The sequence below is a fragment of the Salinibacterium amurskyense genome (assembly GCF_002797685.1).
In the GTDB taxonomy this organism is placed as follows: Bacteria; Actinomycetota; Actinomycetes; order Actinomycetales; family Microbacteriaceae; genus Rhodoglobus; species Rhodoglobus amurskyensis.
Window position 1 is genome coordinate 349,190 of sequence record NZ_PGFH01000002.1, and the last position, 20,969, is coordinate 370,158.

Here is a 20,969-nt window from a genome sequence, read left to right on the forward strand (position 1 = left end):
GATGAAGTGCTCGTTTTTGTGTTCTCAACGAGAGGTTTTCTTCAGCATGGCTGAACTCCTGTACCGACTGGGCCGACTCTCGGCTCGCCGCGCGTGGCTCTTTATCGTGAGCTGGATCGCCGTTCTCGGCCTCGCTGGCGGAGCCTTCGCGCTCTTCGGCGGCACCCTCTCGTCGACCATGACCATTCCTGGCACCGAAACCGAGCGCGTCGCCGATGAGCTAACCGAACAACTCGGCAACGTGGGCGGAATCTCTGCCACGGTCGTGTTCAGCTCAGAAGATGGCAGCGCGCTGAGCGACTCCCAACAGAGTGAGATCACGGATGCTCTCGCCGACCTCACCTCGCAGAGCGATGTCAGCGCGGTCATCGACCCCTTCGAGACTGACGCTCAGCGTGAAGAGCAAGCGCAACAGCTCGTGGACGGCCGCGAGCAGATCGACGCGGCCAACGCGCAACTCGTCGAGGCTCGCGACCAGCTTGAGGCCGCTTTCGAGCAATACGAGAACGGGCAGATCCAACTGGATGCCGCCATCGCCGAAGCGAAGGCTGGCGGTTACTACGAACTCTCTCAGGCCGAGTTCGATGCTCAGCAGGCGCAGCTCGACGCGGTATTCGACGAGCTGGGCGTGCAAGACGAAGCGTGGGCAGACGGCGTCATCGAGCTCGGCAAGCAAGAGCGTGAGCTCGGCTTTGGCGAGCGCCTCATGGATGCAGCCGCCAACATCAGCTTCGTCTCCGACGATGGTGCGACGGCTCTCGGCCTCATCACCTTCGACAGCGAACTTCTCGACCTCTCGGCGGAGACCAAGAGCGAGATCACCGAAAAGCTGGACAGTGTCGACATCGAGGGTGTGACGGTCGATTATTCGTCGACGCTCACGCTCTCCACTGATGGCCTGCTAGGTGTGGGTGAGATTATCGGTGTGCTGCTGGCTGGCGTCGTTCTGCTGGTGCTGTTCCGCTCGTTCTTGCCGGCAACGCTGCCGATCGTGTCGTCAATCATCGGTGTCGGCGTGGGTGTCGCAGGCTCGCTCGCCTTCTCGGGGGTAGTCGACATGACCTCCGTGACGCCGATTTTGGGTGTGATGCTCGGCCTCGCGGTCGGTATCGACTACACGCTCTTCATCGTGCAGCGTCACCGTCGCCAACTCGCGGCGGGCATGGAACTCCACGAGTCGATCGGTCTCGCTAACGGAACCTCGGGTAACGCCGTGCTGTTCGCCGGGTCGACGGTTCTCGTCGCGCTGCTCGCTCTCAATGTGAGCGGCATCCCGTTCCTTGGCGTGATGGGTACCGTCGGCGCTGTCTGCGTTCTCATCTCGGTGCTGATCGCCGTGAGCCTCACTCCGGCCCTGTTGGCCCTGCTCGGCAAGCGCGTGCTTTCTCGCAAGGCGCGCGCCAACATTGGCCACGAGTCGCACGTGCTTCCTCCGGCCCGCGCTATGCGCACCAGTCGTGCGGTAGTCATGCTCATTGTGGCAACGCTCGGGCTGTTGATCGTGGCGATTCCCGCGCTGTCGATGCGGTTGGGGCTTCCCGACGGCTCGTCAGAACCCGCAGATTCCACGCAATACCGCACCTACACGACGATCGCCGAAGAGTTCGGGGCAGGCCAGAACGGCACCCTCCTTGTCACGGCGACTCTTCCCACCGGCGTCTCCGAAGAAAACGAGCTCGAAACTCAAGCCGACCTCGTTGACCAGCTACTCGCCTTCGACAACGTCGAAGCTGTCGCTCCGATCGGTGTCGCTGCCGATCGGGACTACTTCGCGTTCCAGCTCGTTCCTGTGGAGGGGCCCACGAGCGTGTCGACGGGCGAGCTCGTTCACGAGCTGCGCGATAGCTCGCCGCTAGCGGGGGACATCGAGCTCGGCGTTGCTGGCTCGGCCAGTGGCAACATCGACATCTCCGAGAACCTCGCTAACGTGCTGCCGCTGTACCTTGCGGTTGTCGTTGGCCTGTCGCTGATCATCCTGATTCTGGTGTTCCGCTCTCTTCTCGTGCCGGTCATCGCCACCGCGGGCTACGTGCTGTCGCTGTTGGCGGCCTTCGGCGCGATGGTTGCCGTGTACCAGTGGGGTTGGTTGGGCGCGCTCTTCGGCGTCACTGACCCGGGTCCGCTGCTGAACTTTGCCCCGATCATCATCATGGGCGTGCTGTTCGGCCTCGCGATGGACTACCAGCTCTTCCTCGTCTCGGGAATGCGCGAAGCGTACATTCACGGGGTGCCCGCCAAGGCCGCCGTTATGAGTGGGCTGCGCAGTGGCCGTGCCGTTGTCACGGCGGCCGCCATCATCATGATTGCCGTCTTCGGAGGCTTCGTCTTTTCGCACTTGGCGATCGTTCGCCCGCTCGGCTTCGGCCTCGCCATAGGCGTGCTCTTCGACGCTTTTGTCGTGCGGATGATGTTGGTCCCGGCCCTGATGCACCTGTTCGGCAAGTCGGTGTGGTGGTTGCCTCGCTGGCTCGACCGCATCCTGCCGAGCGTGGACGTAGAGGGAGCCGCGCTCGAGCGCAGCCACCCGATTCACCCCGTGGCTCCGGATGACGTGAGCAGCGACGCAGCACCGACTGCCCGTTAGCGCCCGGTTACACCTCACACCCGCGCTCGCCGCGTTTACTGCCCGGAGAACCTTCGCTCTACAGCGGAGTCTCTTCGGGCAGTAGTGCGTTTGGCCCCGCCCCAGGCGCGCCGGGGATGCGGGATGCCGCCCGCACGGCCCCGATGGAGGCTGCGATCACGAGCACGATGCCGACACCCTGGATGAGCGTGATGCTCTGGCCGAGCACGAAGAATCCCGCGCCTGTCGCGATGGCCGGAGCCAGTGCCATCAGCACCGAGAAGGCCGAGGCCGAAATGCGACGCAGCGCGATGAGTTCGAGGGCATAGGGAATCGCCGAGGAGCAGATAGCGACCGCGAGGCCGCGCACCAAGATTGACGGCTCGAGCAGCGTGCTACCCGCTTGCGCGATGCCGAAGGGGAGGCTGATGATCGCGCCGATTGCCATGGCGATGGCAAGGCCATCCAACCCGGCGAACACCTGCCCGGTCTTGCGCGACGCCAAAATGTAGCCTGCCCACGACACCGCTGCAGCAAGCGCGAAGGCAACACCGACCGGGTCGAGAGCGCCAACACTGCCGAGGCTCAGCAGGGCAACGCCGGCGAAGGCGAGCACTGCCCACAGCCACGCGCTGGCGCGGCGGGCAACAATGACGGAAAGAACGAGAGGGCCCAGCACCTCGATCGTCACGGTAGCGCCCAGGTCAACGCGCGAGAGAGCTTCGTAAAACAACAGGTTCATGCCGCCGAGCGAAATACCAAAAATGAGGGCCATAAGCCACGCGCGCTTCGAGATGGCGCGCAGGTTGGGGCGCGCGATCGCGAGCAGAATCGCGGCCGAGAAGACGAGTCGCAGTGACACCATTCCGCCGGGCCCGACCTCGGGGAACAGCAAGACGGCAACCGAGGCACCAACGTCTTGGAAGATGAGCCCAAAGACCACGAGCATGGCGGCGCCGAGAGGGGTTCCTCTCAAGGGCGGGGGAGTCGACATAGTGCAACACTACGACCTCAGCAGGGGTGCTTTGCACACCTCAGATTGTGCCCGAATGGGCCCGCGCCGCGCGCAGCGAGAGCGGGTGGGAGAATGGGGGAGTGATCATTCTTGCGGCGACTCCCATCGGCAATCTGGGCGACGCTTCTCAGCGTCTCATTGAGGCACTCACGAACGCCGAGGTGATCGCGAGCGAAGACACGAGAACGACCATCCATCTCATGCGCGCTTTGGGTATTGAGAACCGCCCGCGACTGATTCCGCTGCACGAACACAACGAGTCGGAAAAGGCGACCGAGATCGTCGAGCTCGCCCGCGATGCCGATGTTCTTGTACTCAGCGACGCTGGGATGCCCGCCATCAGCGATCCGGGATTCCCACTCGTTGCGGCCGCCGCCGCCGCCGGAGTCACCGTTACCGCTCTGCCCGGGCCGAGTGCCGTGCTCACCGCCCTCGCGGTGTCAGGATTGCCCACCGACCGTTTCAGCTTCGAAGGTTTCCTGCCCCGCAAGGGACGGGTCGCGTACTTCCGTGGCCTTGCTCGCGAAGAACGCACGATGGTGTTCTTCGAGAGCCCCAACCGTTTACCAGCGGCGCTCGCCGACCTCGCCACCGCGCTGGGCGATGACCGTCGCGCTGTCGTGTGCCGCGAGCTCACCAAGATGTACGAAGAGGTCGCCCGCGGCACCGCCGCTGAGCTCGCTGAGAAGTTCAAAGATGGAGCCCGGGGCGAGATCTGTCTCGTGATCGAAGGTGCGGCCCCCGCGACATCCGATCTGCCGACCGCGGTCACCTACGTACTCTCGCTCGTCGCCGACGGCGCTCGACTGAAAGAAGCGGCAACTGAAGTGGCCGAGCAGACCGGGTTGAGCAAGCGTGAACTCTACGAAGCGGCGTTGCAGGCTAAGAAGAAGTAGCCCGCGCACCCAAGGCGATTAGGCCTGGGCTTCGCACACCGTTTTCAACTCGTGGTGGTCTTGAGTTAACGCTTTCTTGGTGACGCCAAGAAACAGCAAACCGACAACGCTCATGAGCCGCGCCCCGAACGTGAGCGGCGTCATCGTGAAGCGATACTCGAGGCGTGTTCCGCCGTGACTGGGCATGAACAGGTAGACGCTTTGGTAGTGCGTACCGTGTGATTGCGCGTCAACCGTGTACGACACATCCTGCTCGTAGTCGGTGACCCACATCACTTCGGTGGCCTCCCGGCCAGCGAACGTGCGCGTTTCGCGCCACTTCGTACCGAGCTTGAGTTGGGCTGGACCCTCGAGCACTTCTAGGGAGTTGATGCCGCTGAGATGAGCGGGAGCGTTGTCGAGGTCACAGAAGACTTCGAATACGCGCTCCACCGGGGCGTCAATGTGCACGCTCTCGGTGATCTTCATAAGGGCTCCCTTGTCCGTTGTCGAGTCACGATGCTTTCGGCGAACGAGATGCAGCGTGCCCGGGGATCCAGCCTACGACGTTACGCGGCGACCGGCACCTGCGCCGCAGCGGGAGCGACGGTGTCGCTCTTCCGCACGAAGCGCTTGAGGGCTACCACGATCAGTGCCGTAACGATGGTTCCTGCGACAATCGCGACCAGGAACATCGGGAACGGGTTGATCGCGAAGAACACGAACACACCACCGTGGGGTGCCTGCGACGTGACACCGAACGCCATGATGATGGCACCTGTTACCGCACTGCCGATCGCGCTGGCGGGGATCACGCGCAGCGGGTCAGCAGCAGCGAACGGGATGGCGCCTTCGGAGATAAACGAAGCACCGAGCAGCCACGCAGCCTTGCCGTTTTCCTTCTCGACGGGCGAGAAGAGGCGGCGAGCAAGAACGGTGGAGGCGAGAGCCATCGCGAGAGGAGCAACCATTCCGGATGCCATGACAGCGGCCATGATCATCCACGGTCCCTGATTGTCGATCGCACCCGCACCGAGGCCGGCAACCGCGAACGAGTACGCAACCTTGTTGACGGGGCCACCGAGGTCGAAGCCCATCATGGCTCCCAGAATGAGACCGAGAACGATGGCGGATGCCCCGTTCAGGCCGTTGAGGAAGTCGTTGAGGGCCACGGTGAGCGAAGCGATCGGTCCGCCAAGAATGAGCACCATGAGGCCGGAGGCGAAGATCGACGCGAGCAGCGGGATCACGACAACGGGCATGAGGCCACGGAACCACGCGGCGGTCTTGCGCTGAGCGAGCCAGTGAGCGGCAACACCCGCGAGGAGACCACCGACGATACCGCCGAGGAAGCCAGCACCCATGAGGCCAGCAACTGCACCGGCGGTGAAACCGGGAGCGATACCCGGGCGGTCAGCGATCGCGTAGGCGATGTAACCGGCAAGGGCGGGAACGAGGAAGCCCATCGAGGCGGCACCGATCTGGAAGGCCGCGGCGCCAAGGTAGGCCGCAATGCCGCCCTCAGGCAGGTTCCACAGACTGTTCTCGAGAATGATGCTGCCCGCAGTCTCGGTGATGAGGTACCCACCGAGCAGGAAGCCGAGCGCGATCAACAGACCACCACCGGCGACGAACGGAATCATGTAGCTCACACCGGTGAGCAGAGCACGCTTGACGGTCTGGCCGAAGTGCTCGTCGCTCGTGCTGCTGGTGGCTTCGCTGGCTGCTCCGCCCCCGGCAACGCGCGTGGCGTTGGGGTCGCTGGCGGCGGCAAGGGCTTCCGCGATCATCGCATCGGGGGCGTCGATGCCGCGCTTGACGGGCGACTGCACGACAGCCTTGCCTGCGAAGCGAGCCTTGTCGCGAACATCCACATCGACAGCAAAGATGACGGCGGATGCCGCAGCAATCACCGCAGGATCAAGCGGCGTCGAACCCGACGAGCCCTGAGTCTCGACGTGGAGTTCTACGCCAGCACGCTCAGCGGCGGCGGCGAGTGAATCGGCCGCCATGTAGGTGTGGGCGATGCCGGTGGGGCACGCGGTGACGGCAATCAGCACGGGGCGAGCGGCGGAGTCCGCATTCGCATCCTGGGAAGGAGCTTCGGAAGCAGTCGCGGCGGCAGCACCGGCGGCGGCAGCACCGGCACCAGCGGCAGCGGGCGCGGCCTTCTCCTCGGGAGCGGTCGCCTGCTTCACGAGAGCGACGATCTCTTCGCGAGTCGCCGCAGCGCGCAGGCTGTCCACGAATTCGGGGTTCACGAGTGACCGCGCGAGAGCGGAAAGCACCGTGAGGTGTTCTTGGTCGGCGCCCGCGGGAGCAGCAATCAAGAAGATGAGGTCAGCGGGAGCATCCGCGGCACCAAAGTCAACGGCCGGCGCGAGGCGTGCCATCACGAGGGTTGCTTCGGTGACGGCTTCGGAACGGCAGTGAGGAATCGCGATACCGCCAGGAACTCCGGTATCGGTCAGTTGCTCACGAGCCCACGCGTCGTCAAAAAGTGATTCTGCAGCGGTGGCCCGGCCCTGTTCGGCGACGAGATTCGTCAGCGCACCGATGACGCCCGCGCGGTCGGTGCCGAGATCGGCATCCAACAACACGAGGTCGGGGGTGATGAGTTGCGACATTGCTTTCTCCTTGTATGCAGCAGTTGGCGTGCTGAGGTTTATGGTGCGGTGGGGCGGCTGAGCAGGTGCACGTCAGCGGCGTTGGGGGTGGTGTTTTCGGGGCTCGGCATCGTGCTGCCGGGGAGGGCGGCGGCAGCGGCTCCGTGGGCGACGGCCTGTGCCAGTCGTCGTTCGGGGGCAGCGCCGCGTTGGTCGGCCAAGAGGTAGCCGGCCAGGGAGGCGTCTCCTGCTCCGACGGTGCTTTTGGCAGCGACGGGAGGCATGGTGGCTCGCCAGGTTTCGTCGGCGGTCACGAGGAGTGCTCCGCGTGATCCGAGCGTGGCGAGTACGGCACGGCAGCCGCGAGCGACGAGGCTGAGAGCGGCGGCAGCGGCGGCATCCGGGTCGTCTTCAAAGGTGTCGGGAAGGCCGGTCATTTCGGCAAGCTCTTCAGCGTTGGGCTTGATGAGGTCAACGCCAATGCCTGATTCGATGAGGGCCCGCATCGGGGCACCCGAAGAATCGACGGCGATGCGCGGGCCGTGCCCGTCGGTGGCGGCGCGAATTGCGTGAACCACGCGAACGTAGAAGTCGCTGCTCAGTCCGGGAGGAAGCGAGCCGGCAAGAACAACCCACTCGGCCCGGCGGGCGTGCGAGACCACGAGATCAATCAGCGCCGCATCGTCGTCGGCAGTGAGCTGCGGACCGGGCTCGTTGATCTTGGTGGTCGTGCCATCGGGCTCGGTGATCGTTACGTTGGAGCGCACACGACCCGCGATCGGCAGCCCAGCGGTCGGAGTGTGCTCGGCGCGCAGGGCAACGAGCATCGGGTCAGAAGCATCACCGGGAAGCACCGCAATCGTGTCGAGTCCAGACGCAATGAGCGCTCGCGACACGTTGACGCCTTTGCCGCCGGGTTGCTCGCTGCTGGCTACCGAACGCTGCACTTCGCCGCGGTCGAGAGCGGAGTCGAGCTCGATCGTGCGATCGAGGCTGGGGTTGGCGGTGACGGTGACGATCATGCGATCACCGTTTCAACATCCGCGCGCTCGAGGGCAAGGGTGAGGTCATCGTCGGGGGAGTGATCGGTGATGATCGTGTCGACCTCCGAGAGCGAGGCGAAACTCATGAGGGTTTCGATGCCGAGCTTCGAGGCGTCGACGAGAGCGATGGCGCGACGCGAACCTCGAGTGAGCGCGCTCTTCACCGCGGCTTCGTCGGGGTCGGGCGTGCTGAAGCCGAAGTCGGCATGAACGCCGTTGGCACCCAGGAAGGCGATGTCGGGGCGGATGCCCGAGAGCTGAGCAAGGGTGGCGGAACCAACCGCAGCCCCCGTGATGCCGCGCAGGCGACCGCCGATGAGCTGAACCTCGATGTGCGGGTTCTCGCTCACGATCGCCGCGATGGAAATCGAGTTGGTAATGACCGTCAGCGAACCGGCGGATGCCGCGGGCTGCCAGTCGCGCAAGTGCTGAGCGAGGCGGCTGGTCGTGGTGCCCGAGTCGATGCTGATCGCGCCCGTGAAGGTGGACGGAATGAGGGCCAGCGCTGCCAGCGCTATGCGCTCTTTGGCATCGGAGTTGCGGTCGGTGCGGGCGGCGACGCTTTCTTCAACACGACTAATCCGAGCCGCCGAGACCGCACCCCCGTGCACGCGGCGCAATACGCCTCGTGCTTCAAGCTGATCGAGGTCTCGACGGACCGTTTCGCTTGACACGTCGAACGTGCGAGCGAGGTCGATTACGGCGACGCGACCAGCTTCAGCAAGTTGTCCCTCTATGTGCTGTTGCCGCTCTTCTGCGTACATCCGTAATCTCCTTTGATTGTCAACGCACCCGACTGCGTTTCTGTGAGACTACGCGGCTTCGTGTGGCAATGCAACACAAATACAGAAAAAACCACAAACTCCCACATTCGGGAGTGCGGCATCCGGTGCTCCCAGCGAACGCGAGCACCCCCGGCGTAATCAATCGACACAGGCGAATAGAATGAAGGCATGTCTGCCGGCGACTCCTTCTACATTGCGACGCCCATCTTCTATGTGAACGACGTTCCCCACATCGGGCACGCGTATACGGAGGTGGCCGCCGACGTTCTTGCGCGCTGGCACCGTCAGCGGGGTGAAGACGCCTGGCTGCTCACGGGCACCGACGAGCACGGCCAGAAGATTCTGCGCACCGCCGTCGCCAACAACACCACGCCGCAAGAGTGGGCCGACCGCCTCGTTGCCGACTCCTGGCAGCCGCTGCTCGAGACCATCGACATCGCCAACGACGACTTCATCCGTACGACCGATGAGCGTCACGAGAAGGCCGTTGCCACGTTCTTGCAGCGCCTCTACGACGACGGCCACATTTACGCCGGTGAATACGAGGGCTATTACTGCGTCGGTTGCGAAGAGTACAAGCAGCTCGATGACCTCGTTACGGCCCCCGACGGCGAATACAAGGGCCAACTCGTCTGTGCGATTCACTCGCGCCCCGTTGAGATTCTCAAGGAGAAGAACTACTTCTTCCGCATGAGCGATTTCGGTCAGAAGCTGCTCGACCTCTACGAAAGCCAGCCCGACTTCGTGCAGCCCGCGAGCGTGCGCAACGAAATCGTGCAGTTCGTCAAGCAGGGTCTCGACGACCTCTCCATCTCGCGTTCCAGTTTCGACTGGGGTGTCAAGGTTCCCTGGGACGAAACCCACGTCGTGTACGTCTGGTTCGACGCCCTGCTCAACTACGTCAGCGCCATCGGCTACGGCGTCGACGACGAACAGTTCGCCAAGCGCTGGCCCGCCGTACAACTCGTCGGTAAAGACATCGCCCGCTTCCACGCGGTCATCTGGCCCGCCATGCTCATGGCTGCCGGACTGCCCGTGCCCCGTGCTGTCTTCGGCCACGGCTGGTTGCTCGTCGGTGGCGAGAAGATGTCCAAGTCGAAGCTCACCGGTATTGCTCCGAGCCAGATCACCGACACCTTCGGTTCCGACGCCTTCCGCTACTACTTCATGAGCGCCATTACCTTCGGTCAAGACGGCTCCTTCAGCTGGGAAGACCTGAGCGCGCGCTACCAAGCAGAGCTGGCCAACGGCTTCGGCAACCTTGCCTCACGCGTTATCGCGATGGTGAATAAGTACTTTGATGGTGAGATTCCGACGCTCGGTGAGCTCACGGCATCCGACGAAGCGATCATCGCGACGCAGAAGCGTGCCACCGAGAAGTCGAACGCATACATCGACACTTTTGCGATCAACGAAGCACTCTCCTCGGTGTGGCAACTCGTGGATGAACTCAACGGATACATCACCGAACAAGAGCCGTGGGCGCTGTCGAAAGACCCCGCCAACCGCGAACGCCTCGGCACCGTGCTGGCCACGACCGTCAACGGTCTGGGCACGCTCGCCATTCTGCTCTCGCCGGTACTGCCCAAGGCAACCGAGAAGCTCTGGACCGCCATCGGCGGTGTCGGCGAACTGCGTGAGCAGCGCATCGACGACGCTCAGAACTGGTCACACTCCGGTCGCGTCACGGCTCTCGAATCGTCGCTGTTCCCGCGCATTGAAGTGGATGCCGAGAGCGGCACGGCGTGACCGAACCGTTCATCAGGCAGCGTCACCGCAGCGCCGACGAGAAAGCCTCCGAGAAGCTGCAGTACCCGCCGCTGCCCGAACCTCTCGAGGGCGTTGTCTACGACAATCACACGCACCTCGAGATCGCTGACGGTGGTCCTGACGGCGCGCTCGACTTCACCGAACACCTCGCCCGAGCCGCTTCGGTCGGCGTTCGCGGTGTTGTGCAGGTCGGCACGGATGTCGCCACTAGTCGCTGGTCGGCTGAACTCGCCGCCACCAACCCGCGTGTTCTCGCTGCGGTAGCAATTCACCCGAACGATGCCCCCGAACTCGCTGCGGCGGGGGAGTTGGATGCTGCGCTCGCCGCCATCGACGAACTCGCCGCGCTTCCACGAGTGCGCGCGGTCGGCGAAACGGGTCTCGACTTTTTCCGCACGGATGACGAGGGTCGCCCTGCGCAATTTCGCTCCTTTGAAGAGCACATTGCGATTGCCAAGCGGCACGGCCTGGCGCTGCAGATTCACGATCGCGACGCCCACGATGACGTCATCGAGACACTGCTGCGCGTCGGCGCTCCCGAGCGCACGGTCTTCCACTGCTTCTCGGGCGATGCTGCAATGGCACGCATCGCCGCCGACAACGGCTGGTTCTTGTCGTTTGCCGGAACGGTCACGTTCAAGAATGCGGCGAACCTTCGCGAAGCGCTTTCCGTGATCGATCTCGACCGCATCATGGTCGAGACCGATGCTCCCTATCTCACGCCGCATCCGCTGCGCGGCCGTCCGAATGCGCCGTACCTGATGCCGCACACGGTGCGCGCGATGGCAGCCCACCTCGAAATCAGCGAACTCGAACTCTCGGCGCAACTCGCTGCCACCACCGAGGCCGTCTATGGTTCGTGGGATACCGAACTTCCCGCGGGCATCGAACCGGCACCGGCACGCGGCGAGACGACCGCTGCATCCGTCTCGAGCGCACAGAATGTAGGCACGCGATGAATACCCTGCTCGGCCCCGCCGAGATCCGCGATCTCGCTGATCTGCTCGGCATTCAGCCCACCAAGAAGCTGGGCCAAAACTTTGTGATCGATCCCAACACGGTGCGCCGTATCGTCAAGGCGGCGCACGTCGTCTCGGGCGAAACGGTGGTCGAGGTCGGACCAGGGCTGGGCTCCTTGACGCTCGGGATTCTGGAGACCGGGGCATCCGTCGTCGCTGTCGAAATTGACAAGCGCTTAGCCGCCCAGTTGCCCATCACGGTGAGCCAGATGCAGCCGGATGCTCGACTCACGGTCATCACCGAAGACGCTTTGCGCGTCACTGAGCTGCCGAACGAACCCCGCGTTTTTGTCGCCAACCTGCCGTACAACGTGTCGGTTCCCGTGCTGCTGCATTTCTTGGAGCACTTCGATTCGCTCGACCGCGGTCTCGTGATGGTGCAGGCCGAAGTCGGCAATCGTGTCGCTGCGGGCCCTGGCAGCAAGGTCTACGGTTCGCCGAGCATTAAGGCTGCCTGGTACGGAGAGTTCTCCACCGCCGGTCTGGTTAGCCGCCAGGTGTTCTGGCCCGTGCCCAACGTCGACTCTGTGCTCGTGCGCTTCGAGCGTCGCGAACAGCCCGGCACGATCGAAGAACGTAAAGCAACATTCGCCCTTGTGGATGCCGCGTTCCAGCAGCGTCGCAAGATGCTGCGTCAGTCGCTCTCCAGTGTGCTGGGCAGCTCAACGGCCGCCTCGGAGCGACTCGTGGCGGCGGGTATCGCCCCCACCGCCCGTGGCGAGGAACTCACGGTGCTCGATTTCCTTGCTATTGCGCGCGCTGCCTAACTAGCAAGATCACTTCGCCCGCTGCGGGCTGCGCAGAATCAGCCATTCCGTTTGGTGCCGAACGACGGTAAGTTGGCCTCATGTCGGAAGCAACGAACAACACCCCCAGTGACCGCGACGTTCTGGAAGGAACGGGGCGGCATCCGGATGAATGGTTCGCATTTCTCGATATGGCTGGCGCGTTTAAATGGCAGCATGCCGAGTTCCTGAGCTGGTTTGAGGCCAACGCTGCTCATGTGAGCGCCGAGTGGGCAGAGTCGGTGACGGCCCGCTACGCGGCAGTTCGCGGGCTCAGTATTTCGAAGTAGTTTCACCAGGGTAACGAGACCTTCACGATTTTTCGTCGAGGCCCGTTATCCCCAGCCTGCGCACAGACCGGTACGTTCCACAAGGTAAGTTTGGATCATGACTACCGTCCCGGCAGCCTCCACAATGGTTCACGCTCGTGCCCCCGGCAAGATCAATGTCTTCCTCAAAGTCGGCGCGCTGCTCGATGACGGATATCACGACGTTGCCATCGCTTATCAGGCTGTTTCACTGTGTGAAGATGTGCGCGCTTTTCACGCCGACGACTTCTCGGTGTCGGTTACCGGCACCGTTGATCTTTCTCGTGTGCCCACCGACGGCTCCAACATCGCCATCAAGGCAGCTCGGCTGCTCGCGCGACGCACGGGCTACCGCGGCGGCGTTCGGCTCGAGATCGATAAGCACGTTCCTGTCACGGGCGGCATGGGTGGCGGCTCGGCGGATGCCGCAGCAACCCTCTTGGCCTGCGATGCGCTCTGGGGCACCAACATCTCTCGCGAAGAAATGCTCGGCCTTGCCAGCGAATTGGGTGCCGACGTGCCCTTCGCGCTCACCGGCGGAACCGCTATCGGAACAGGTCGTGGCGACCAGCTCAGCCCTGCTCTTGCCAAGGGCCAGTTTCAATGGGTTCTCGCTCTCTCCGATGCGGGCCTCTCGACTCCCGAGGTGTACACGGCGCTCGATGAGCACCGCCAGCAGTACTCTCAAGACATCTTCCCGGCCGAAGTTGCCCCGTCGGTCGACGCCGATGTTCTGCAGGCGCTGCGTGCCGGCGACCCGCACATGCTTGCCGAGTGCCTCCACAACGACCTGCAGGCCCCCGCGCTCAAGATGGCACCGTCGCTTGCTGGCGTGATCGAACTCGGTGAGAAAAACGGTGCTCTCGCTGGTGTCGTTTCTGGCTCGGGCCCCACGGTTGCCTTCCTCACCGCTGACCTCGATTCCGCCCTCGAATTACAGATCGCGTTGAGCGCAGCGCAAATGAACGTCGTGCGGGCGACCGGTCCGGTTCACGGCGCGCGAATTATTAACGACTAACCCGGCTAGGCTTGCCCGAATGGCACACCTTCTTGGCGCTGAGTCCCTTCATCTTGAATTTCCGACCCGCGTAATCTTTGACAATGTCACGATCGGCCTCGACGAGGGCGACCGTATCGGCATCGTCGGTCGCAACGGTGACGGCAAAACCACCCTTATGCGAATGCTTTCGGGCCGACTCGAGCCCGACGAGGGTCGCGTTACGCGCCGCAACGGTGTGCGCCTTGGCATGCTCGATCAGGCCGACGAACTCGATGGCACCAAGACCGTGCACGAGACCGTCATCGGCGATATCGATGAGCACGTGTGGGCGGGCGACCCCAAGGTTCGCGACGTCATTGCGGGCCTCGCGGCCGACATCCCGTGGGAAGCCAAGGTTGGCGACCTCTCCGGTGGTCAGCGTCGTCGTGTTGCTCTTGCCGCTCTGCTGATTGGTGACTGGGATGTCATCTTCTTGGATGAGCCCACTAACCACCTCGACGTCGAAGGTATCTCGTGGCTTGCGAGCCACCTCAAGCGTCGCTGGGGAACCAACGCCGGCGGGCTGCTGGTGGTCACTCACGACCGGTGGTTCCTCGATGAGATTTGTACTGCCACGTGGGAGGTGCACGATCGACTGATCGAGCCCTTCGAGGGTGGCTACGCGGCCTACATTCTGCAGCGCGTGGAGCGTGACCGCATGGCGGCTGCCTCCGAGTCGAAGCGCCAGAACCTCATGCGTAAAGAGCTGGCGTGGTTGCGCCGCGGTGCTCCCGCGCGCACCACAAAGCCGAAGTTCCGCATCGATGCCGCTAACGAACTCATCGAAAACGAGCCTCCCGCTCGCGACAGCGTCTCGCTGTCGTCGATGGCGATGCAGCGCCTCGGTAAGGATGTTGTTGACCTCGAAGACGTGACCGTGACGTACCAGGTCACTGACCCGGCATCCGGAACCACGGGCGAGAAGACCGTACTCAAGGACGTCACGTGGCGCATCGCTCCCGGCGAGCGCACCGGCATCCTCGGCGTCAATGGTGCCGGAAAGTCGACGCTGCTGTCGCTCGTCTCGGGAACCCTGTTGCCCACGAAGGGTCGCGTCAAGCGCGGCAAGACCATCAAGGTCGCCACACTCACGCAGCAGCTCGCTGAGCTCGAAGACGTGTGGAACGAGCGCGTGAGCACCGTTATTGGTCGCCACAAGAGCACTTATGTTGCCGGTGGCAAGGAGATGACGCCCACCCAAATGCTGGAGCGCGTTGGCTTTACGAGCACGCAGCTCTCCACCCCGGTGAAAGACCTGTCGGGTGGTCAGAAGCGTCGCCTGCAATTGCTGCTCATTTTGCTCTCGGAGCCGAACGTTCTGATTCTCGATGAGCCGACTAACGACCTCGACACCGACATGCTCGCGGCCATCGAAGACCTTCTCGACACCTACCCCGGCACCTTGCTCGTCGTGAGCCACGACCGGTACCTGCTCGAGCGCGTGACCGACCAGCAGTACGCCGTGATGGAGGGCAACTTCCGTCACCTTCCGCGTGGCGTCGACCAGTACCTCGAACTGCGCAATCAGCAGCTCAAGGGCTCCTCGGGCAATGCTTCTGGTGCTGCCGCGGGTGCTCCGGATGCCACGGCCGCGAAAGCCAAGCCCAAGCTGGGCGGTGCCGAACTGCGCAACTCGCAGAAGGAGCACGCTGCTGCCGGCCGCAAGATCGCCAAGTTGCAGGGTCAGATCGCTGAACTTCACGAGCGCATGGCCACGCACGACCAGTCAGACTTTGCTGGTTTGGGTGCCCTCGTTGGTGAACAGCAGGCTCTGCAAGAGGCGCTCGACACTGTCGAGACCCGCTGGCTCGAACTCGACGAACTGCTCTCTTAGAACGCTAGCTAGCGTGCTAGGCCGCGACGGTCGGTAGTGCGACGTTGAGCCGGAACCCCTCGGGGAGCTGCTCGGCGTTCACGCCACCGCCGTGGGCTTCGACGATGCCGCGCACAATCGCGAGGCCGAGCCCGGCGCCGGCCGAACCGCTCGACTCCTGCTCGGGAGTGCGCGCTTCGGTAGCGCGCCAACCGATCTCGAACATGTGACTGAGGTCTTCGCTGGCGACTCCGCTGCCCTGATCGAGCACCGAGAGCACCAGACTCGACTCGTCGCGCTGGTCGGCGCTGACGAGAATCTGCGAGTTCGCCGGTGCGTAGCGGATGCTGTTGGTCAGCAGATTCACGACCACGCGCGTGAGCTCGTGCGGGTCGGCCCAGAGTATCCGTCCCTCCACCCCGGCATGGCTGATCTGGATGCCGCGAGCCGCAGCTAGCTGGCTGACGTCGGCAACGGCATCCGACACAATATCGAGCAGCTCGACGTTCTCGGGCCGCAGCTTGAGTGTGCCGCTCTGGATGAGCGACAGCTCGAAGAGGTCGTCGACGAGTCGATTCATGGTGCCGACCTGGGCGCGAATCTGGCGTAGGTAGTCGCTCGGGTCTTCCACGACGCCAGCGTCAAGGGCTTCGGCGAGGGCGCTGATGCCGGTCAGGGGAGTGCGCAGGTCGTGGGAGATCCAGGCGAAGAATTGGCGGCGCGAAGCATCGAGGCGCGCAATCTCGTCGCGGGCGGCAGCAAGTCGTTCGGAGGCTTCGGAGAGCTGCACCGAAACTTCGGCGACCTCTTTCCACGTGTCGGAATTGGGGGCGACAACATCGCCGGCTCCAACCTGCGCCACGCTTTCGCGCAACTTGGCGAAGGCCCGGCGAACAGCCCGCCCGCTCACGAGCGCGGCGAGGAGGCTCATCACTGTGGAGATGCCGACGACCCACAGCACGACCTGCAGATCGTGGGCCGAGAGATACATTTGCGCGGTCGCGACGACCGTAGTTACGGCGATCGAGACGATCGCCGCAATCACGACGACCGTGAACTGGAACGCGATCGAACGCCGACGGCCCCACCGCAAAACGAGCAGCGCGACGAGCATCACGGCGGTCGTGCAGGCGGCGGCGGTGGCGAGAATGAACAGCAGCTCGCTCGAGTTGAGGATCATGCGGCATCCTTCACGGTGAAGCGGTATCCCTTGCCCCACTCCGTGAGGAGAAAGCGGGGGTAGCGCGGTTCGGGTTCAATCTTTTCGCGCAGGCGTCGCACGTGCACGGTGACGGTAGAAGCTTCGCCAAAGCTCCACCCCCACACCTCGCGCAAGATGTCGTCGCGGCTCAGCACGCGTTCGGGGTTCTGCAGCAGAAAGAGAAACAGCTCGTATTCGCGGGTGGTCAACGTCATCTCGTTGCCGTCGAGCAAGATCTTGCGGTGCGCCGGGTCAACGCGAAACTGACCAAGCGTGAACGGTTCGGACGACACGTGCGAGCTGCGCGTTCGGCGCACCATCGCGTCGACACGCAGTTGCAGTTCGCGCAACGAGAATGGCTTGGCGATGTAGTCATCGGCACCGTGTTCGAGACCATCGATGCGTTCTTCCACGGCATCCAGAGCGGTCAGCATGATGATCGGCAGCTGGGGGGATGCCGCTCGCGCCTGTCGGCACAGCTCGTCGCCGCCGACGCCGGGCAGCATCCGATCGAGAATGAGCACGTCGGGTAGTGGGCCGCGCAGGGCATCGCGCGCCTGAATTCCGTCGCTAATACCCGTAACGGAATATCCCCGGCCGCGCAGATATTCGGTGACCACCGAGAGCACGGTGGCGTCGTCTTCGACGATCGTGACGCTCGGCTGATTTTCCATAACCCCAGCCTAGATTGGCTGCCCGAGGGAATACCGGTTTCAATTCTTACGCTCTTGACACATCCGTCAGTTTCGCTGAACCCCCGGCTTAGGTTCGTAACCGTCACCGCGTCATCGACTCGTTGGCTTCCTCCAACAACATACGAACTTAGGAACTCCCTCATGAGAAAATCAGTTATCTCCGGCGCAGCAATCCTCGCTCTCTCGCTCATGCTCAGTGCCTGCAGCGGTGCAGCGACCGACACCACGAGCAGCGAATCCACCGCCCCTGAGTCATCGCAGTCCGAGACTGTGGCTCCCGTTGACGAAGTAACGCGCACCGGTGAGTTCGCCGGCCAAGGCGACAAGTCGGTCGCGGGTACCGTCACGGTCAGCGACTCCGAGATCGTGCTCTCCGGGTACTCCTCGGACGAGGGCCCCGACCTCCACATCTATCTCACCAACGGTGACGATGAGGATGCCATTGCAGCCGGCATGCAGATCGACTCCGTCGTCTTCGATGAAGAAACCCAGACCTTCACCTTCGACGCCATGGATGTCTCCGGTTACGACACCGTCGTCATCTACTGCGACAAGGTCAAGGCAATCTTCGGATCCGCACTTCTCTCATGATGAACCGTGCGCTTTCCCTCGTCGCTTCCGTCATCACGGGAGCGGCGAGGGTGGGCCTCGGCATCCTGTGGCTTAACGAAGGTCTGTTCAAGCTGAAGGCAGGATTCGACGGGGCCGACATCGGACTCGTTGTAGACAGCACCGTCTCCAACAATCGCGTGCCCGACTTCTTCGAGGCATTCACCACTACGTTCCTCGGGGGAGCCCCCGGCTTCTTCGGCTGGGCCATTCCCGCTCTTGAGGTCGGCCTTGGTATCGCCCTTATCGTCGGAGTGCTCACCCTTCCGGCAGCCTTGATGAGCGCCTTCACGTTGCTCACCTACTGGGCCGCCGACCAACTGATTGACGAGTACCCGATCATGCTGGCGCTCTCGATCGTTACCGCAGTCTTCGTGGTTAGCGCGTCACGACTGTCGGTCACGACAATCGTCGAGAAGCTCGTGCACCGCAAGAAGCCGGAAACCCGCTGGTTCTCGGCTCCGGTTCGCCGCTGGCTTTAGCACCTTTGCTGATGTCAGCCGCGGGGCTGGCATCAGCAAACCGCTGTGGCTCTAGCCCAGGGCAGCGACTCCTGCGGCGCGGGCGATTTCCACCGCGCCGTAGGAGAGCAGGGCGATAACAGCCCACGAGATGAGTGCGACCACGAGAGCGCGCCCACCGGTGCGAACGAGGTTGCCAATGCTGATCGACGCTCCGAGCCCAAAGAGGGCCATGCCGAGTACAAGCTCTTGGCCGTAGGCTGCTGCCTCAAGAAAACCGTCGGACAGCGGAACGAAGGTACGCACGAGAACCGCCGCCAAAAAACCAACAACAAACAGGGGCAGGATGGCGGGGCGCTTCACCTCGCCGCGATCAGTAGCGGGCTCGCCAGCGGCGCTCGCGGCAGCAGCCTGCACTCGGTCAGCCCGCGCGGCAACAACGCCCGCCAGCGCCACCATCGGCGCGAGCATCGCGACCCGGGTGAGCTTCACAACAACGGCAACCGCGAGGGCGGTAGCTCCCGCGATTTGCGCGGTAGCGACGACCTGGCCGACATCGTGCACGCTCGCCCCCACCCACATCCCGAACTCAGCGGTGTCGAGACCGAGGAGCGGGCGTAGTGCTGGGAGTAAGGCGATGGCGAGAGTGCCACACAGCGTGACCAGCGCGATCGGGGTGGCCGTGTCGGAGTCCTTCGCGCGCGTGACACCCGCCATCGCGCCGATGGCCGAGGCGCCACAGATCGAAAATCCGGCCGCAATCAACACGGACTGCTGACCGGGCAGGCGCAGCATCCGCCCGATGCCCCACGTGAAGAAGAACGTAATGACCACAATGGCGACGATCATGCCGAGCACGAGCCAGCCCAGTTCGGCGATGTTTACGAGGCTCAGCTTGAAACCGAGCAAAACAACACCGATGCGCAGCAAACGACGAGCGGCAATCGCGAGCCCCGGTTTCACTTCGGCACGAACCGAACCGCGCCACGGCAGAGCGGCGAACAGGATGCCCAGCACCACACACGCGGTCAGCGTCGGAATTGCCGGCACCAGAAAACTGATGAGTACAGCGAGAGCGAAAGCGGCAAGTGCCAGACCGAGCCCGGGGGAGTTGCGGCGAAAAGCGGTCGGGACTTGCAGGTTATTCACCGTCGAGGCTCAACTTTCTGAGCAGGGAGCTCAATCGTTCTTGTTCCAGGGGAGACATGCGCGCCAGCAGGGCTGTCTCGTCGTGCACGAGTGAAGTGATGGCCTCATCGACGCGTTCGCGCCCACTGGCTGTCATGATCACAATCACTCCGCGACCATCATTGGGGTCGGTGCGACGCTCGACAAGTTTGCGGGCCACCATGCGGTCGATGCGGTTCGTCATCGTGCCGCTCGAAACCATTGTCTGCTGCACGAGAGCAGTCGGACTCAACTGGTATGGAGCGCCGGCCTTGCGCAGGGCAGAAAGCACATCGAACTCCCACGGTTCGACGCCAGCGACAGCAAAAGCGGCCTTACGGGCGCGTTCGAGGTGCTTGGCAAGGCGGCCGACACGGCTGAGAACATGCAACGGCGCAAAGTCGAGATCGGGGCGCTCGCGCGACCACGCTTCGACAATTCGGTCGACTTCGTCGCGTTGGGGCATCCGGTTATTATCTCAGCTTCAATCCCCGGATGTGCGCCACAAACGCGCCCGAGAACCCTGAAGAAACGTGTGTGAAGGCTCCGAATCGGGCTACGTGCACGACAGACGGCCAATGATCTGGCAGAATTGATGCGCGCCTTCGGGTGCGGTCCGCTTTGGTGTAACGGCAGCACGGCAGCCTTTGGAGCTGTCCAGTCTAGGTTCGAATCCTAGAGGCGGAGCTGTAAGAGATTCTGGAAACCCAAGCGCTCCTATTGTCGAGACCCTTGTGGAAGGGTCTCATGTGGGGTGTTGTGCGACCTGGGCTGAACCCTGAGTTGGGGGCTAGCTGACGTCTGATTGCCGCTGTACTCTCTGGATGATTCCTGACTCGCTAACCGCTTAAACCCGAGAGGCTTTGCCGCCGATGTATCGCCGCTCTGTTGTTCTGCTCGTCGTGGCTGTGCTGTCGCTCGCGGGATGTTCGTCCTATGTGGGCATTCAAGACGACAATCAACCGCCTCAGGAGCACCCTCAGGTCGAAGGCGAAAACTCCGAAGATCCACAGCCGGCCGAAAGCGAAGTGAGCAGCGGATGGCGCTGCATCTGGGACCCGACCTACAACGACGACTGGCACGACGACTACGTCTGCTCGAATGGCACAGCCATCGATCGTCCATACCTGATTCCGGAAGATTCGTTCGTGGAGTCGTGGGAGATCGAAGCCGCGGCTGCTGCCTACGAGGACAGCTTGAACCGCTAACCGCACT

At 63.2% G+C, this 20,969-nt stretch carries 20 protein-coding genes and 1 tRNA gene; 12 read left to right on the forward strand and 9 right to left on the reverse strand.

Going from position 1 to position 20,969, the window contains the following annotated elements:
* Nucleotides 1–46: 46 nt before the first annotated feature.
* Entirely contained in the window at nucleotides 47–2,584 is a 2,538-nt protein-coding gene (locus CLV85_RS10805; RefSeq protein WP_100389633.1) for an MMPL family transporter, read from the forward strand.
* 58 nt (nucleotides 2,585–2,642) lie between these two features.
* On the opposite strand, the gene CLV85_RS10810 is transcribed toward CLV85_RS10805, so the two are convergent.
* Nucleotides 2,643–3,512 carry an EamA family transporter gene (locus CLV85_RS10810; protein WP_100389634.1) on the reverse strand — a complete coding sequence of 290 codons (870 nt, stop codon included), beginning with the start codon at nucleotides 3,510–3,512 and terminating at the stop codon, nucleotides 2,643–2,645.
* A gap of 146 nt (nucleotides 3,513–3,658) precedes the next feature.
* On the opposite strand from CLV85_RS10810, the gene rsmI reads away from it, so the two are divergent.
* Entirely contained in the window at nucleotides 3,659–4,474 is an 816-nt protein-coding gene (gene rsmI / locus CLV85_RS10815; protein WP_100389635.1) for a 16S rRNA (cytidine(1402)-2'-O)-methyltransferase, read from the forward strand.
* Between the two features lie 18 nt (nucleotides 4,475–4,492).
* Here the strand turns inward: rsmI and CLV85_RS10820 are convergent, their stop codons facing one another.
* From CLV85_RS10820 to CLV85_RS10835, 4 genes are all read right to left on the reverse strand, one after another.
* Entirely contained in the window at nucleotides 4,493–4,942 is a 450-nt protein-coding gene (locus CLV85_RS10820) for an SRPBCC family protein (RefSeq protein WP_100389636.1), read from the reverse strand.
* 80 nt (nucleotides 4,943–5,022) lie between these two features.
* A complete protein-coding gene (locus tag CLV85_RS10825) occupies nucleotides 5,023–7,080 on the reverse strand; it encodes a PTS fructose transporter subunit IIABC (RefSeq protein WP_100389637.1) in 2,058 nt (685 codons plus the stop codon).
* A 38-nt stretch (nucleotides 7,081–7,118) separates the two neighbouring features.
* Nucleotides 7,119–8,081, reverse strand: a complete 963-nt coding sequence (locus tag CLV85_RS10830; RefSeq protein ID WP_100389638.1) for a 1-phosphofructokinase family hexose kinase — start codon at nucleotides 8,079–8,081, stop codon at nucleotides 7,119–7,121.
* The gene (locus tag CLV85_RS10835) at nucleotides 8,078–8,866 is read right to left on the reverse strand and encodes a DeoR/GlpR family DNA-binding transcription regulator (protein WP_100389639.1); all 789 of its coding nucleotides are present in this window, start codon (nucleotides 8,864–8,866) and stop codon (nucleotides 8,078–8,080) included. Before CLV85_RS10835 ends, CLV85_RS10830 begins: the two co-directional genes overlap by 4 nt.
* 189 nt (nucleotides 8,867–9,055) lie before the next feature.
* Between CLV85_RS10835 and metG the strand changes: the two genes are divergently transcribed.
* The 6 genes from metG (at nucleotide 9,056) to CLV85_RS10865 (ending at nucleotide 15,642) form a co-directional block, all read left to right on the forward strand.
* The gene (metG, locus tag CLV85_RS10840; protein ID WP_100389640.1) at nucleotides 9,056–10,636 is read left to right on the forward strand and encodes a methionine--tRNA ligase; all 1,581 of its coding nucleotides are present in this window, start codon (nucleotides 9,056–9,058) and stop codon (nucleotides 10,634–10,636) included.
* A complete protein-coding gene (locus CLV85_RS10845; RefSeq protein WP_100389641.1) occupies nucleotides 10,633–11,616 on the forward strand; it encodes a TatD family hydrolase in 984 nt (327 codons plus the stop codon). Before metG ends, CLV85_RS10845 begins: the two co-directional genes overlap by 4 nt.
* A complete protein-coding gene (gene rsmA / locus CLV85_RS10850; protein ID WP_100389642.1) occupies nucleotides 11,613–12,443 on the forward strand; it encodes a 16S rRNA (adenine(1518)-N(6)/adenine(1519)-N(6))-dimethyltransferase RsmA in 831 nt (276 codons plus the stop codon). Before CLV85_RS10845 ends, rsmA begins: the two co-directional genes overlap by 4 nt.
* 80 nt (nucleotides 12,444–12,523) lie before the next feature.
* Nucleotides 12,524–12,751 carry a 4-diphosphocytidyl-2C-methyl-D-erythritol kinase gene (locus CLV85_RS10855; protein WP_100389643.1) on the forward strand — a complete coding sequence of 76 codons (228 nt, stop codon included), beginning with the start codon at nucleotides 12,524–12,526 and terminating at the stop codon, nucleotides 12,749–12,751.
* Nucleotides 12,752–12,848: 97 nt separating this feature from the next.
* Nucleotides 12,849–13,787: a 4-(cytidine 5'-diphospho)-2-C-methyl-D-erythritol kinase gene (locus CLV85_RS10860; RefSeq protein WP_100389644.1), complete on the forward strand. Its 939-nt coding sequence runs from the start codon at nucleotides 12,849–12,851 to the stop codon at nucleotides 13,785–13,787.
* 19 nt (nucleotides 13,788–13,806) lie between these two features.
* Nucleotides 13,807–15,642: an ABC-F family ATP-binding cassette domain-containing protein gene (locus CLV85_RS10865; RefSeq protein ID WP_100389645.1), complete on the forward strand. Its 1,836-nt coding sequence runs from the start codon at nucleotides 13,807–13,809 to the stop codon at nucleotides 15,640–15,642.
* Nucleotides 15,643–15,658: 16 nt separating this feature from the next.
* Here the strand turns inward: CLV85_RS10865 and CLV85_RS10870 are convergent, their stop codons facing one another.
* Complete coding sequence (locus CLV85_RS10870) at nucleotides 15,659–16,801, reverse strand: sensor histidine kinase (RefSeq protein ID WP_189621919.1); 1,143 nt, start codon at nucleotides 16,799–16,801, stop codon at nucleotides 15,659–15,661.
* Complete coding sequence (locus tag CLV85_RS10875; RefSeq protein WP_100389646.1) at nucleotides 16,798–17,496, reverse strand: response regulator transcription factor; 699 nt, start codon at nucleotides 17,494–17,496, stop codon at nucleotides 16,798–16,800. Before CLV85_RS10875 ends, CLV85_RS10870 begins: the two co-directional genes overlap by 4 nt.
* A 162-nt stretch (nucleotides 17,497–17,658) precedes the next feature.
* Here CLV85_RS10875 and CLV85_RS10880 point away from each other — a divergent pair, with 162 nt between their 5' ends.
* Both CLV85_RS10880 and CLV85_RS10885 read left to right on the forward strand, forming a co-directional pair.
* Nucleotides 17,659–18,108: a DM13 domain-containing protein gene (locus CLV85_RS10880; RefSeq protein ID WP_100389647.1), complete on the forward strand. Its 450-nt coding sequence runs from the start codon at nucleotides 17,659–17,661 to the stop codon at nucleotides 18,106–18,108.
* On the forward strand, nucleotides 18,105–18,608 hold the full coding sequence (locus CLV85_RS10885) for a DoxX family protein (RefSeq protein ID WP_100389648.1): 504 nt from the start codon (nucleotides 18,105–18,107) through the stop codon (nucleotides 18,606–18,608). The genes CLV85_RS10880 and CLV85_RS10885 overlap by 4 nt, the downstream gene beginning before the upstream one ends.
* A gap of 51 nt (nucleotides 18,609–18,659) precedes the next feature.
* On the opposite strand, the gene CLV85_RS10890 is transcribed toward CLV85_RS10885, so the two are convergent.
* A complete protein-coding gene (locus tag CLV85_RS10890; protein WP_100389649.1) occupies nucleotides 18,660–19,736 on the reverse strand; it encodes a YeiH family protein in 1,077 nt (358 codons plus the stop codon).
* A complete protein-coding gene (locus CLV85_RS10895) occupies nucleotides 19,729–20,220 on the reverse strand; it encodes a MarR family winged helix-turn-helix transcriptional regulator (RefSeq protein WP_100389650.1) in 492 nt (163 codons plus the stop codon). Before CLV85_RS10895 ends, CLV85_RS10890 begins: the two co-directional genes overlap by 8 nt.
* A gap of 149 nt (nucleotides 20,221–20,369) precedes the next feature.
* Between CLV85_RS10895 and CLV85_RS10900 the strand changes: the two genes are divergently transcribed.
* Together CLV85_RS10900 and CLV85_RS10905 are read left to right on the forward strand one after the other, a co-directional pair.
* A tRNA-Gln gene (locus CLV85_RS10900) sits at nucleotides 20,370–20,441 on the forward strand.
* 185 nt (nucleotides 20,442–20,626) lie between these two features.
* Nucleotides 20,627–20,962 carry a hypothetical protein gene (locus tag CLV85_RS10905; protein ID WP_100389651.1) on the forward strand — a complete coding sequence of 112 codons (336 nt, stop codon included), beginning with the start codon at nucleotides 20,627–20,629 and terminating at the stop codon, nucleotides 20,960–20,962.
* Nucleotides 20,963–20,969 lie beyond the last annotated feature (7 nt).